A 12,979-nucleotide genomic window follows, 5' to 3' on the forward strand; every position below is an offset into this window, starting at 1 on the left:
ACGAGATCGGGTGGTCGGCGCCCATCCTGGACGGGCCCGGGTCGTAGGTGCTCTCGTCCGCCGTCACCAGGACGTGCACATTGCCCCGGGGGTTCCTGTCGAAGTTGTACCACTCCTCGCTGCGGGACCAGCGCTCCGGCAGATCCTTGGTCGAAGGATGCACACGGTCGGCGACCTCGGCGGTGCCCTGGTGGATGCCGGGAGGGTGCCCCGGCATGTGGGCACCGCCGTTGATGAGGTTGTCCCACCAGGGGTATTGGTCCTCGATGCCCATGTCCAGCGCGGCGTGCACGGCTACAACTCCTCTGCCGGAGTGCACGAACCGTTCGAGGGCTTCGCGCTGAGCCCGGGTCTCCCAGACCATGCCCGAGTTCTGGAGCATCACGAGCGCGTCGAACCCGGCCAGATTCGCGTCTTCGAAGACGACCGGGTCGGCGGACTGGACGACCTCGTAGTGGTTGGCCTCGGCCTCCTCCTGGAACATCGCGACGCCGGCGGGGATCGAGTCGTGCGCGAAGCCGGCGGTCCCGGTGAACAGGAGGACCCGGAACTCGCTGTGCGCCAGCGCCGGTTGCATCGGGCTCAGGGTTAACACGGCCAGCACCAGAGCGATGACGCCACCTATCGAGCGGAGGATTCGCCGGGTGGCGGGCGGACCTGTCGTGCGCATGGATTCTCCTTGTGAGCGCAGGGGTGTGTCGCCCGCGCCGCGCGGATCGCGGGCAGGCGAGTCGGTACGAGGATTGCTGCGAGGGTGCGGGTGGTTGGTGGCCATTGGTGCGACCGGGCCGAGCGCCCGGCCGTACCAAGGCCGACACACCACGCCTGGTCGGACGAAGGCGCGCCTCGAACGAGGCCGGCGACGCGAGGCTGTCGATGGAACGCGATGCGATTGTCGAGCGTGTATGAGGACCCGACCGAGGAGGTGCGCCACGACGAGCGCGAGACCAATGCGGGGCCGAGTTTCCGGGCGGGCTCTACGACGCCTGCGCGTGGGCGGGCGCCCGTGTGTTCACACGGAGTTGCCCTGGCGGCGCGACCTGCCGCGGCAAGCAGGTGCCCGTCTCGGACGGACAGCCACCCGCCGACGGCCCCGACGCTCAGGGTCATTCGGGCTTGGTGACCGAACCGGGACGTTCGCCGAGGCTTCCCTCCGCGATCAGGTCGCAAGCGGGCGCAACGATCGGCAGGGGCACCATTGTCGGGATCCTCCCCCGGGACCGACCCAACCTCGCGTTGCGTTGTGTCTCGGAGCATGTTCGACCGTGAACGGGTCGCCGGTCACGCCGACTGTGAGCGCCGAATGGTCGAAGTTGCTGAGCAAAGACGGCCTCCCCTCGCCCGGCCTGCATGGCCGGCGTCCGCCAAAAATCTAGTATCTTTCGTCTTCGATCGAAAGACTTTTCACACAAAGATTCATACTTCTTCCATCTGAAGTACAAACTTTGTTGATCGAAGGACGAGGCGGGTCGCCGCCCTGGTCCGTGGGCGTGGGCCAATCCGGCTTCCGGCCCGGGTGTCAACCCAGGGGAATCTCAGGACAGTTGAACCACTCGGCCCTCGCGGGCACTGCTCAGGGCGGCATCCAGGACGGTGGCGGTGGCCACGGCGTCCCAGGGGTCGACGGGCACGGGGCCCGCCCCACGGACGGCGGCGGCGAAACCGGCGTAGAACAGATCCCATCTGCCGCGCTCGGGGAAAGCAGGCTCGATGACGTCCCCGCGCCGCACGTGGCCCCGGTGTTGCTCGGGCTCTCGACCCCAGCGGTCCCCTTCGGATTGGGGAGTCGTGCCTGCGAGCAGTGCCTGCTCCTGGCCGTCGACGCGGTCGACGACGAAGGTGCCCGTGCTTCCGGTGGCACGCATCCTGGGGCCCGGGGCGCCCTGTCGCCAACTGCCCCAGAGGTGGGAGCGCACCCCGTTGCGGTGGGTGAGGGCCACGAAGACGTCGTCGTCGAGCCCCTTGGTGTCGTCGCGCCGATGCATCTCCGCGTACACGCTCGCGACCGGCCCGGAGAGCACCAGAGCCTGGTCGACGAGGTGGCTGCCGAAGTCCAGGAGCGTGCCACCGCCCGCGAGGGGCACCGCCTGCCCGAGGGCGAAGCGCTCGAAGCGGGACTCGTACCGCACCAACGTGCCGAGCCGACCGCGCTCGAGGAGTGCGCGCAGGGTGAGGAAGTCGGAGTCCCATCGCCGATTCTGATACACCGTCAGGGGACGGCCGAGTTTTTCCGCGAGTTCGACGGTGGCACGCGCGGAGGCCGCGTCGAGGGCGAACGGCTTGTCACAGACCACGGCCAATCCCAGTTCCAACGCCCGCCGCACGAGCGGGACATGGGTTGCCGCGGGAGTGGAGATGGCGACCGCCTCGGCACCCGCCCGCACCAGGTGCTCCAGCGAATCGTAGGACGGCCGGTCCCAGCGCTCGGCCACTTGGGCACGGCGCTCGGGCGAAGTGGTGACCACTCCCACGAAGTCGCAGGCCTGCTCGGCGGCGATCAGCGGAGCATGGAAGAAGCGACCACCGAACCCGTAGCCCACGAGTCCGATACGTATGGGTGACTGCATGAAAGAGCGCCTTTGCGTAGTCAGGAGCGTTGCGGTGAGTCGATCTGGGCATCCACGCCCGAGTTCCCTGCCCGTCTGCGGCGGCATGACCGACTCCCCATCCAACATATTCCATCATGATGCCGCCCCAGAGCCCCGTATTCAAACATTTATCAACAATCGAGTGTGGCAGCAGCCATGGGAGGAGGTGCACCTGGCGGAGCCGGTCTGCTGAACGAGGGCCCGCCGTCGGCGGAGTCGCCCGTGCCCCAAGTGCCTTCCCGCTGTGTGTGCTGATCAGGATCGGCGCACGTGCAGAACTTCGAAGACGTCCATGGTCAGGCCGTGGCAAGGCCGCCCGGGCGAGCCGGGCGTCCCCGCTCGCAGGACCCGCACCGGACGGTGGCGGCGGTCACGGCGCACTGTGCAGGGTGAGCGTGGTGACGCCACCGGCCGTCCGGGCGAAGACCACGGGGAACCTGCCCCGTGCCCCGATGCCCTCTGCCGAAAGCCTGTGAGACGGCGGCAACGGCGGGCAGGCGTTCGACAAGACCGGCTCGCAAGTCGACCGGCATGTCGAGGATCGCAGTCACGATGCCCGAGTTGGCGGTCGAACTGAAACGCCGAACTCGAACCAAAGCCGTGTCCGTCGAACACGGCCTGGACCGGCCACCTCCGCTTCCTCATCGCGGAACACCACCCGGCATGGACCTTCGCTCGACAACCCGCCACGCAAACCGATGCCGGATAGCGCACGTCCACATCGGAACAGCGCGCGTGATCGCAGAGCGGGGTCGTTCCAGCGCGACGAGCTCTCGTCCGGCACCGCGTTCACCGTGCCGAAAGCCTCGCCCGGGAACTCCTCTCGCAGGTAGCTCCCGGCCCCGACCCACGCGCCGACATCGCCGAAGGCACGTGGGCCCAGGGCCTCAGTCGGCGGTGTCCCAGGACTTGAGGACGGCCGCGACGCTCGCCGCGGTGGAGGAGGCGCGGGTCAACTCGTCGGCGAGTGCGGTGACTCCGGCCTGGGTGAGCTTGACCGGCACGCCGCACGCCGAGAGGTAGCCGTGCGCCACCGCGACGGCCACCCGCAGGTTCGAGCGCTCCAGCCAGCGCATCCGGCCCAGACTGTGCGCCAACGCGGCGGCCTTGGCGTAGATGCCGTGGTAGACGTCCTGTCCGGCGATCACCGCCCGATGCCGCTCCACGGCCGCGACCGGCACGCCGTAGTCGTCCGGGGCCGGGTCGTCGCGCCCCGCGCGGCGGGCGACCTCGAGGATCCACGCCAGATCGACGCTCACGCTCACCCGCGCGCCTCGATCTCGTCCAAGAGATCGCCGTAGCCGTCCAGGACCTCCTGCGCGCCCGCGAGGAACGTCTCGCGCAGACGCTCGTTGTCCGTGCGGATCAACTGTTCCACGTACTCGTTCACCGGAATGTGCCGCGTCTCCGCCGCCTGGCGCGCCATCTCCGCCACGGCCTCCTCCAACCGGAGATTCACCTGAGTCTTCGCCATACCCGGCAAGCTACCACCTGATAGCAGCACAGGGAATCGAGGACGAAACGGGCAACGGCGAGACACCGAATCCCACACCGGAGCTCCACCTGCTTCCTCCTGCGGATCGTCGTCGAGTCCGGCCTCGTGGAAACCGCTCCCGTCCGGCATGAGGAGACCGGCCCGGATCATGGCGGGCACGAGGCGGGGGTGTTCGGTGAGCGGGGCGTTCCGAGGAACGGTGATCCCGAAGCGGGCCTGATCCATGCGTGCTCCTTCGCGTACTCCCGAGACGGTCGTGGTGGTTGATCAGGACCGGCGCAGCGCGGCCGTGCGCACGACGCGCCGCTCAGGCTTCGCGCCCGTCGGCGGACGAGCGGTCGGGCGGGAGGCGGACGAACAGCGTGCCGATGCCCGCGCTCGCGAACAGGGCGGCCAGTACGCCCCATCCGACGCCGCCCACTGCCTGGAGCAGTGCGGTGATCAGGACCGGGCCGAGTACGTGGCGTCCGACCGAGCGACCCATGCCGAACGCGGCCAGGTATTCGGCCCGGCGGTCGTCCGGCGCGACGGCGTAGGACAACGTCCAGGCGGCGGACACCGCGATCACCTCGCCGCAGGACAGCAGCACCACGCCGATCGGGAACACCACGGCGGCGGGGGCCCATTCGGCCGACCACAGCAGTACGCACGCCGCCGCGAGCAGCGCGCCGGCCGCCACCTGGCAGCGCCGCGCGGCCCGCACCGAGACCGCGAGCCGCGCGGCCGGCATCTGGCACACCACGCCGAAGACGGTGTTGACCGCGTACAGCGCGCCGAGCCAGGCTGCGGACAACCCGCCGCGCGTGGTCAGCCACAGCGGGATGCCCAGATTGAGCACCGGCAGCCAGAGTTGGAGCAGCGTGTCGATCGAGGCCAACCCCCACACCCGCCGATCGCGCAGCGCGCCCCATCCGGACACTCGCGTCGCCGCGCCCCGGGCCGGCGGCACCGGAATCGTCGCGAGCAGCCCGGCCACCAGCACGAACGCGGCGGCGTTGACGAGCACGACCGCGCGGAACGCGGCCGCGTCGCCCAGGCCGACGGCCAGGCCGCCGAGCGGGGCGCCGAGGCTGATCCCCAGGTTGGCCACCGTGCGGTAGGCGGCCAGGGTGCGCACCCGGTCGGCGCCGTCGGCGAGTTCGGCCACGAATGCCTGGGTGAGCGCGGACACGCTCTGGTCGGCCGTGGTGACCACGGTGACCGCGACGAGGAAGCCCCACCACTCGCCGACGGCCGCGTAGCCGGCGGTGCCGGCCGCGCGGGCCAGGTGCAGGGCGACCAGGGTGTTGCGTACCCCCACGAGGTCGGCAAGCCGGCCGATCGGCACCGCCGTACCGAGGGCGATCAGTCCGGCCAGCCCGAGACCCAGGCCCACGCCGCCGGTGGACAGGCCGACGATCCGGGTGAAGTAGACGGCGGAGAACGCGACGAACAACCCCACGCCCAGGTAGTCGACCAGCCCCACCCCGAGCAGCCGCCACACCCGACGCCGCACCCGGACGTCGGCGTGGCCTCCGCCGATCTCGACCTCGGTCGCGTCTTGCCCGGCGCCTCGCCCGTAACCATTATCATGTGTCATAGACACAGTATTTTGGACCTTGAGGACACGATCACGCCATGACCGATCCCGCCGAAGCCGTCGGCTCCACCCTCGCCGCCAATCTGCGCGCCGCCCGGCAGGCCCGGGGCTGGCGGCTGGAGGAACTCGCCGGGCGCTCCGGAGTGAGCCGCAACATGCTCCAGCAGATCGAGACCTGCCGAACCAACCCGAGCATCGCCACCCTGGCCCGGATCTCGGCCACTCTCGGCATCCCGATCGGTCGGCTGGTCGAGCCGCCCGAGGAACTGGGCCACGTGGCCCGCCGCGACGACGCGCCGACCCGGCCCGGCGGCCGGGAGAGCGTGTTCCGCCTGCTGATCAACGACACCACCGTGCCGTTCACCGAGCTGTGGGAACTGCGCCTCGCGGCCCACGACGAGGTGTCCGCAGGCGCGCACCCGGCCGGTACGCGCGAACTTCTGCACGTGCACGAGGGCACGGTCACCGTCGAGGTGGGCGGCGCGACGTTCGCCGTCGGCCCCGGCGACGCGCTGCGGATGCGCGGCGATCGGCCACACGCGTACCGCAACACCCGCGCCGAGCCGGCCCGGTTGACCATGACCGTGGTCTACGCGGGTGTGTCCGACCCCCGCTACCGGGAGATCGGCGACGCCGCGTCCCAGGGCGGCACCGTGGCCTGGTAGCCCGCGAACGGCGTCGCGCTGCGCGAGGTGCTCGGCGCGCTCGATCCGGCGAACGCGCAGCCCACCTGCGCCCTGGTCCTGCCGGTCCCGGGCAGCCGACCCGCGGACGCGCCCGCCGCGGCGCCCCGCCGTCCCGGTCGGGACGGCGGGGCGCCGCGGCGCGTGACGGCGCGCGTCAGGCCCGCACTACCGGGGATCCACCGCCGTCAGCCCCCGCCGTCGAGGTTCAGCCACCGCGTGATGCCGAGCCGCGCAGGAACGACACGTCGTGGCTCGCCACGATCAGCGCACCCCGGTACGACTCCAGCGCGGTCGTCAACTGCCGCACGCTCGCCATGTCGAGGTTGTTCGTCGGCTCGTCGAGCATCAGCAATCGCGGCGCGGGCTCGGCCGGCAGCAGCGCCGCCGGCGTGGCCCGGAACCGCTTGCCGCCCGACAACGAGTCCGCCCGCTGGTCGGCCCGCCGTCCCCGAAGAGGAACCGGGCAGGCCGCGCGCGGATCTCGTTGTCGCTCGCATCCGGCGCGAAACGGCCGACGTTCTCCACCACGGTCAGGTCGTCGAACAACAGGTCCAGGTGCTGCGGGAGGCAGCGCATCGGCACCTCCCGCCGCACCTCGCCGGTGCGCGGCTCGGTAAGCCCCGCGATGCTCCGCAGCAGCGTTGTCTTGCCCGCACCGTTGCGGCCGAGCAGCGCGATGCGCTCGGGACCGCGTACGTCGAGCTTCACGCGCGGCCCGACCGAAGCCCGACGCCCGGCAGCGCCACGACCTGGCGGCCCTCCGGCACCTCGGCTTCGGGGAGCTTTCGGAGGTCGAGGCGAACATCTTGGCGCGCACCCGGTATGTCGGATGACCCACGCCTCGACCATCGCCTCCTCGGCTTCCGGCGACGCCCGCACGCGACGGCGACCGCCCTCCGGAGGTGCTGTTGTCGCTACCGCACCGCGCGTAGGCAGCGCTCGCCCTGGCTGCGGAGCGCGTCGGCGACCTCGGACGGCGCCTCGTCGAGGGTGAAGTCGACGTCCACCGAAGTGATCATCCAGGCCAGGTCCCGGGGGGTTTCGGCGCCCAGGCGCAGCAGGCAGTTGCCGTCGTCGAGCGGTTCGACGACGCCCATGCCGGGCCAGATGCGTCGCAGGATCGTCTCGGCGGACTCGTGCAGCGTGACCGTCGCCTGACAGGGCCAGGTTCGCCAGGACAGTCGATGTGCGAGGTAGGTGGCCACGTCGCCGTCGGGCGGGTCCCGTGGCGCGAAGCGCGGTCCGATCGGCGTGCGCGGGGTGAGCCGGTCGACGCGGAAGGTGCGCCAGTCCCGGCGGTCGGTGTCCCAGGCAACCAGGTACCAGTACCTGTCGAAGTTGACGAGGCTGTGCGGTTCCGTGGTTCGGATGGAGTCGCCGCCGCGTGGGCCGGCGTAGTCGAAGCGCAGTCGTTCGTGCCGGCGGCAGGCGTCGGCGATCGCCATCAGCGTGTTCGGCGACACTTGCGGCGTGGGAGCGACGCCGGCCCGGATCGTCGCGGCGTGCAGGGCTTGGACGCGGTATCGCAGCCGGGATGGCAGGACCTGCTCCAGTTTGGTGAGCGCCCGCAGTGAGGTCTCCTCGATACCGGCCACGGATCCGCCCGCCGCGGTGCGCAGTCCGATCACCACCGCGACAGCCTCGTCGTCGTCGAGGAGGAGCGGCGGCAGCGTCGCCCCGGCACCGAGGCGGTAGCCGGCGGTCCCCCGGGTGGCGTGGACCGGGTAGCCGAGTTCGCGCAGGCGTTCCACGTCGCGGCGGACCGTGCGGGGGGTGATCCCGAGGCGTTCGGCCAGTTCGGCGCCCGACTGGTGGCGGTGGGTCTGCAGTAGCGACAACAGTTTGAGCAGTCGCGCGGAGGTCTCCAACATGAGGACAACACTGCCCGAAGCTTAGGAACAGGATCGTCCCAAGTGGGTCGTAGCGTGATCGGCATGACGACGACAGAGGGCGTACGCCCCTTCCGCATCAACGTCCCGCAGACCGACCTCGACGATCTGAACGCGCGTCTGGCGGCCACTCGTTGGCCGGACGAGGTGGCCGGGGTCGGCTGGAGCCGAGGAGTGCCGGTCGGGTATCTGAAGGAGCTCGCCGAGTACTGGCGAACGTCCTACGACTGGCGGGCGCAGGAGGCCGCGCTCAACGAGCACCCGCAGTTCGTCACCACCGTCGAAGGGCAGAACCTCCATTTCCTGCACGTGCGTTCGCCCGAGCCCGACGCGCTGCCGCTGATGCTGCTGCACGGCTGGCCGGGCGGGGTGGTGGACTTCCTCGACGTCATCGGGCCGCTGTCCGACCCGCGCGCGCACGGTGGTGACCCGTCCGAGGCGTTCCATCTGGTCGTCCCGTCACTGCCGGGGTTCGGTTTCTCCACGCCGCTGGCCGGACCCGGGATGGGTGCGGCCCGGATGGCCGCCGTGCTGGCGGGGCTGATGTCCCGCCTCGGGTACGCGCGCTACGGGGTCCAGGGCTACGACACCGGCGCGTGGGTCGCCCCCGCACTGGGCCAGCAGGACGCGGAACACGTCGTCGGGATCCACGTCAACGCCCTGATCACCTTCCCGATCGGTCTGGAGGGCGAGACGGAGGGCCTCACCGACGTCGAACAGCGCCGTTGGCAGGCGATGCAGGACTTCAACGACGGCTACCTGCAGTGCAACGCCAAGCGGCCGCAGACCGTCGCGTACGGCCTCAACGACTCGCCGGTCGGTCAACTCGCTTGGATCGTCGAGAAGTTCAAGGAGTTGACCGACCCGGAGGACGGCCTGCCCGAGGACAGCGTCGATCGCGACCGCATGCTCACCGATGTGGCGCTCTACTGGTTCACCGGCACCGCCGCGTCGGCCGCGCAAGTGTACTACGAGGAGATCTCCGCGAACTCCTGGAGCGGGGACGGCGACTGGGAGGCGGAGTCGGGCAAGGAGACCACCTCCTGGGGTGCGGTACCCGACGACCCGGCCGAAGAATACGACGACGGGACGGACGGCGGCACCGAATCCCGGCCGGCCGCCGAGCGTGGCACCGTACCGACCGGCGTCCTGGTCTCCGCCCACGACGTAAGCATCCGCCGGTGGGCCGAACGCGACCACAATGTGGTGCACTGGAAGGAACTCGACCGCGGAGGCCACTTCCTGTCCATGGAGGCCCCAGACCTTCTGGTCGCCGACGTCCGCGCGTTCTTCCGGAAGCTCCACTGAGGCAGTCGTGGAACGTCACCCGGTGCCGGCAGGTGCCGAAGCGCTTCGGATCGGCCCGGAGTTCAGGATGCGGATCGCGGTGCCGGATTCAGTCCCGGTCGACCACGACGATGCCGGTGCCCGAGGACAGCAGCCTGCCGACCTTGAGGCCGAACATGGCGCGGAAGCTGTCGCTGAAGTGCGACGGCGACGCGAATCCGGCGCCGACGGAGGCAAGCCGTGGTCAGATCCTGGCCTCTGGCCACGGCGGCCGCGACGTGGATCATGCGCGTCCACAACCGGTACCGGCGAAAGCTCGTCCGCGCGTTCTCGGAAAAGAGATGGAGGAACCGAACCGGGAGGTCGACAGATGCACCGAGCGGGCGGTGTCGGCCGCGCCCCCGTCGTCTTCCGGCCGCTTGCGCATGGTGTGCAGGGCTGCCCGGATCCGTTCGTCCATCGTGTCGGGGCCGCCGGCGAAGTCGGGCCGGTCTTGGCCGGACGAGCGCGGGCGGCCACGACGACTGGCCGGTCGTCCCGGACACCCGGCGTTCGGTCGCGGCCCGACCCGCGCCGCGGCGCCCGCGGCGGTTCCCCCCGTTCGAGGCGTCGGCCGCGTGCCCTTCGGGTCAGCGCTTGCGCTTCTTGAGGAAGCGCGGGATCACGATGATCGCGAGGACCACCCACAGCGCCACGAACGCGTACGGGAACCAACTCGGGCCGTCCGGTCGGCTCCCCGCCGACAACGCACCGTGACCCGCGATCGCCGCTACATCGAAACCCATGCCCATCCCCTTCGCGCAGGCGGTCACCGGACCGCAATCCGAGCGCGCCGCCGGGTCGTTCCGTCGACACGACCGGCGTCTACCCCGTTTTCCACGGAACGTGCGAGGACCGAACAACGAGGCGGACCGCCGCCGTTCGGCCTCTCCGGAACGGGCCCGCCACTCGGCGGTGGTCCCCGGCGTGTCCGACGTGACACGCCGCGTGCCCTGCGCGAACGGCCGACCGCCACCGGCCACATTGCGCACCATCGGAAGCCGGACCCACCTCGTGGGTCCGGCTTCACCCGCGCCCGGACGCGAACGACTCGGGCGGATCACGAGAACCCGAGGCCGCCCGTGCGCATGCCACCCGCGCCCGCCCCGTAGGGACCGGTGTGGGGCGTGCTCACGTCGTGCGGGCGGGCTGGTCGAACCATGCCGTCACGACCGCCGTCGAAGTCGCCGAAGGACGGACGCGGCGAACGTCCGCGCCGGGCGCGTCATCGACACCGACCGGGGGTCGGGTCAGCCGCCGACCTGTTGCAGGCCCCAGTAGTGGGGCTCGATGGGGGCCGCTTGCACGACGATGCGACCGGTGACGTCGGGCAAGTCCACGACCTTCCCCCACGAAGGGGACTGGTCGTGCGGGGTGTGTTCGATGTCGGCGTACACGATGCCGCCGGGCTTGTCGGTGCCGTAGGACACGGTCCAGTCGGCGTACCTGTCGGCGTCGCAGTTGTCGTTGACCGCCAGCCTGTGGTTGTCGTTGACCTTCATGCACCTGCGGGGGTCGGAACCGGCCTTGGAGATGTCCATCGTGCCGTTGGGTCGCCGGCGCACCTGCCAGTCGGGCGAGGTGGAGGCGGTCTCCGTACAGGCGCCCAGTGACACCGTGCCGGGACTCGTAACCGGCTTGTACCAGATCAGGCACTTGCCGTCCCTGAGGGCCGGAAACCGGTATGTACCGTCGCCGAGCGGCGCGGCCTGGGCGGGCGGAGCGAGTGTCGCGACGGCCGCGACCGCGGCGGCGACGACGGCGATCAAGCGTGCACGCATGGGATCGAACTCCTCGAAGCAATCGGGGGCGAGCCCATCACGCAACGGGCATGTTGCCGACACCCCGGCCACCGGGTCGGCGGCCACCACCATCCTGGAACGCCGCCCCGATGCTGCGGGCCCCCTACGACCGACCACCACCCGAACGGCCCAGTCGCATGGGGCGCCGTCAGTGGGCGTACGCCTCGCCGGCGGCGAGGACACGTCCGCCTTCGCAGCGGGCAGCCCGATGGCCCGACCTCCTCCGACGATGGCCGGCGCACGAGGTGCAGTAGCCGCGTCGGTAGCGGAGTTGGCCGGGGCGGCGGCCACGACTACAGAAGGCGGTGTCAGAGTCCGAGCCAGGTGACCTGGGTGATGGAGATGCATTCCTGGCGGGGGACGGTGAGGTATTCGAAGAAAAGGTTGCGGGCCGAGTCGCTGTGGGTGCGAATGCCCGGGCCGGTGCCCTGGAAGTCGACACCGTCGAGTAGACCAGGGAGTTGACCGTGGCCAGGTCCGCGGCCGCCTTCTCGACGGCGGACAGCACCTCGGACGGCAAACCCGCGGCAACCTCTTCCAGGCTGGGCAGCCATTCCCAGGACCAGTCACCCACCGGCGATCTCGCGGTGCGCCTCGGCGCGCAGGCGGGCGATCTCGGTCCCCGCGGTCCGGATCTCCTCGGGATCGTGCGACCGCGCCACGACGCGCTCCAACTCGCGCAGACGCCGCGCGAGGGCGGGGCGGCGCTCCATCGCCACGAACACGGCCCATTTGCGCAGGAACAGCCGGACCGCGTTCGGCTGGAGGTTCTCGGCGACCCAGTCCAGCGCCTCGTCCTCCTCCTGCTGGAACTCGGGCAGGTAGGTGGGGCTCAACACGGCCACCGCCTCCCGAAGCGCCCGGATCTTCAACGGCGGCATCGGAATCAGCGGCTCGTCGCCCCACTCGGCATGCTCAGCGGTCATGGTCTCCTCCTCCACCGCCCAGTCAACCAGAACCATCCGACCCTCACTCCCGCCACCACGGACCTGCCGAGAACAACAGGCCCGGTCAGGCCAAGCCGGTGGGCCGGCGGAACGAGTTGTCGATGCTCGGTCCGGAGCCCCGTCAGGCTCGGCGGGGGTGTCGCCATCGAAAAGGGGCCCGGCAGCCGGTGGCGCTGAGGTTGTCGAACTCGGCCTGGCTCAGGCCCGAGGCCCCGGGAGCAGGCATTCCAGACCGCGGCCCGGCATCACGACAACCCATGGGGAACGGGTTCAGGCCAGTCCGCCGGCCCGAGGATCGTGGCGGCGCAGCGGAGGGACTATCGGGGACTCGGCTCAGTGCTTTGTCGTCTCGAGACGATCCGCCTGTGTGGCATCGATGCGCGCTTGCGCTTGGCGGAGCATCCCAGGGCGGATCCGCCCCATCATGCCAACGCGGCCGAGCACGCCGGGCACGACCGGTGCTCCGCTGCGCGCCTCCGCTCGCACCGTGGGGGATTCCGTCTTCCTCCACGGCGCGGTCCCACCGTGCACGGGTACGTCACGAACGGTATCCGCGCCGCCGGAGCGTTTGCTCCGCTCGAGTGGTGTCGACCGCTGCGAAGGAGCCGACCGTTATGGGTGATCACTTCGGCGCCAGACAGGGACGGGAACCAGCCCGGCCGCCCGG

General features: G+C 70.7%; 11 protein-coding genes and 1 pseudogene. 2 read left to right on the plus strand and 10 right to left on the minus strand.

Annotation, left to right across the window (positions count from 1 at the left end; all coding sequences use genetic code 11):
* The 5 genes from ACIRL2_RS26400 to ACIRL2_RS26420 form a co-directional block, all read right to left on the minus strand.
* Positions 1–670: ThuA domain-containing protein (locus tag ACIRL2_RS26400; RefSeq protein ID WP_402234939.1), on the minus strand; the 670-nt coding region annotated here is incomplete at its 3' end.
* 865 nt (positions 671–1,535) lie between these two features.
* Positions 1,536–2,567: a Gfo/Idh/MocA family protein gene (locus tag ACIRL2_RS26405; protein WP_402234941.1), complete on the minus strand. Its 1,032-nt coding sequence runs from the start codon at positions 2,565–2,567 to the stop codon at positions 1,536–1,538.
* A gap of 908 nt (positions 2,568–3,475) precedes the next feature.
* Entirely contained in the window at positions 3,476–3,847 is a 372-nt protein-coding gene (locus ACIRL2_RS26410; protein WP_402234944.1) for a fic family toxin-antitoxin system, toxin component, read from the minus strand.
* Between the two features lie 2 nt (positions 3,848–3,849).
* Positions 3,850–4,062, minus strand: a complete 213-nt coding sequence (locus ACIRL2_RS26415) for a hypothetical protein (RefSeq protein ID WP_402234946.1) — start codon at positions 4,060–4,062, stop codon at positions 3,850–3,852.
* A gap of 328 nt (positions 4,063–4,390) precedes the next feature.
* Positions 4,391–5,662 carry an MFS transporter gene (locus tag ACIRL2_RS26420; protein ID WP_402234948.1) on the minus strand — a complete coding sequence of 424 codons (1,272 nt, stop codon included), beginning with the start codon at positions 5,660–5,662 and terminating at the stop codon, positions 4,391–4,393.
* 38 nt (positions 5,663–5,700) lie between these two features.
* On the opposite strand from ACIRL2_RS26420, the gene ACIRL2_RS26425 reads away from it, so the two are divergent.
* Complete coding sequence (locus tag ACIRL2_RS26425; protein WP_402234951.1) at positions 5,701–6,327, plus strand: helix-turn-helix domain-containing protein; 627 nt, start codon at positions 5,701–5,703, stop codon at positions 6,325–6,327.
* Between the two features lie 206 nt (positions 6,328–6,533).
* Here the strand turns inward: ACIRL2_RS26425 and ACIRL2_RS26430 are convergent.
* Positions 6,534–7,154: pseudogene (locus ACIRL2_RS26430) on the minus strand (ATP-binding cassette domain-containing protein); the annotation flags it as partial.
* A gap of 108 nt (positions 7,155–7,262) precedes the next feature.
* Positions 7,263–8,219, minus strand: coding sequence for a helix-turn-helix transcriptional regulator (locus ACIRL2_RS26435; RefSeq protein WP_395861717.1), 957 nt, complete (start codon positions 8,217–8,219; stop codon positions 7,263–7,265).
* A 63-nt stretch (positions 8,220–8,282) separates the two neighbouring features.
* On the opposite strand from ACIRL2_RS26435, the gene ACIRL2_RS26440 reads away from it, so the two are divergent.
* Positions 8,283–9,545, plus strand: coding sequence for an epoxide hydrolase family protein (locus ACIRL2_RS26440; RefSeq protein WP_402234954.1), 1,263 nt, complete (start codon positions 8,283–8,285; stop codon positions 9,543–9,545).
* Between the two features lie 608 nt (positions 9,546–10,153).
* On the opposite strand, the gene ACIRL2_RS26445 is transcribed toward ACIRL2_RS26440, so the two are convergent.
* The 3 genes from ACIRL2_RS26445 to ACIRL2_RS26455 all read right to left on the minus strand — a co-directional run bounded on the left by ACIRL2_RS26445 (position 10,154) and on the right by ACIRL2_RS26455 (position 12,291).
* Positions 10,154–10,309, minus strand: a complete 156-nt coding sequence (locus ACIRL2_RS26445; RefSeq protein WP_395861713.1) for a hypothetical protein — start codon at positions 10,307–10,309, stop codon at positions 10,154–10,156.
* A gap of 504 nt (positions 10,310–10,813) precedes the next feature.
* Positions 10,814–11,344, minus strand: coding sequence for a hypothetical protein (locus ACIRL2_RS26450; RefSeq protein ID WP_395861711.1), 531 nt, complete (start codon positions 11,342–11,344; stop codon positions 10,814–10,816).
* A gap of 587 nt (positions 11,345–11,931) precedes the next feature.
* Entirely contained in the window at positions 11,932–12,291 is a 360-nt protein-coding gene (locus ACIRL2_RS26455) for a hypothetical protein (protein ID WP_402234958.1), read from the minus strand.
* Positions 12,292–12,979: the final 688 nt, after the last annotated feature.

Origin of the sequence: Embleya sp. NPDC127516 (assembly GCF_044765325.1) — a bacterium.
Taxonomy (GTDB): domain Bacteria; phylum Actinomycetota; class Actinomycetes; order Streptomycetales; family Streptomycetaceae; genus Embleya.

Coding starts and splice junctions, on each gene's coding strand:
- ACIRL2_RS26440 (WP_402234954.1), top strand. CDS start 8,283: ATGACGACGACAGAGGGCGTACGCCCCTTCCGCATCAACGTCCCGCAG.
- ACIRL2_RS26425 (WP_402234951.1), top strand. CDS start 5,701: ATGACCGATCCCGCCGAAGCCGTCGGCTCCACCCTCGCCGCCAATCTG.
- ACIRL2_RS26450 (WP_395861711.1), bottom strand. CDS start 11,344: ATGCGTGCACGCTTGATCGCCGTCGTCGCCGCCGCGGTCGCGGCCGTC.
- ACIRL2_RS26455 (WP_402234958.1), bottom strand. CDS start 12,291: ATGACCGCTGAGCATGCCGAGTGGGGCGACGAGCCGCTGATTCCGATG.
- ACIRL2_RS26405 (WP_402234941.1), bottom strand. CDS start 2,567: ATGCAGTCACCCATACGTATCGGACTCGTGGGCTACGGGTTCGGTGGT.
- ACIRL2_RS26445 (WP_395861713.1), bottom strand. CDS start 10,309: ATGGGTTTCGATGTAGCGGCGATCGCGGGTCACGGTGCGTTGTCGGCG.
- ACIRL2_RS26435 (WP_395861717.1), bottom strand. CDS start 8,219: ATGTTGGAGACCTCCGCGCGACTGCTCAAACTGTTGTCGCTACTGCAG.
- ACIRL2_RS26420 (WP_402234948.1), bottom strand. CDS start 5,662: ATGACACATGATAATGGTTACGGGCGAGGCGCCGGGCAAGACGCGACC.
- ACIRL2_RS26415 (WP_402234946.1), bottom strand. CDS start 4,062: ATGGCGAAGACTCAGGTGAATCTCCGGTTGGAGGAGGCCGTGGCGGAG.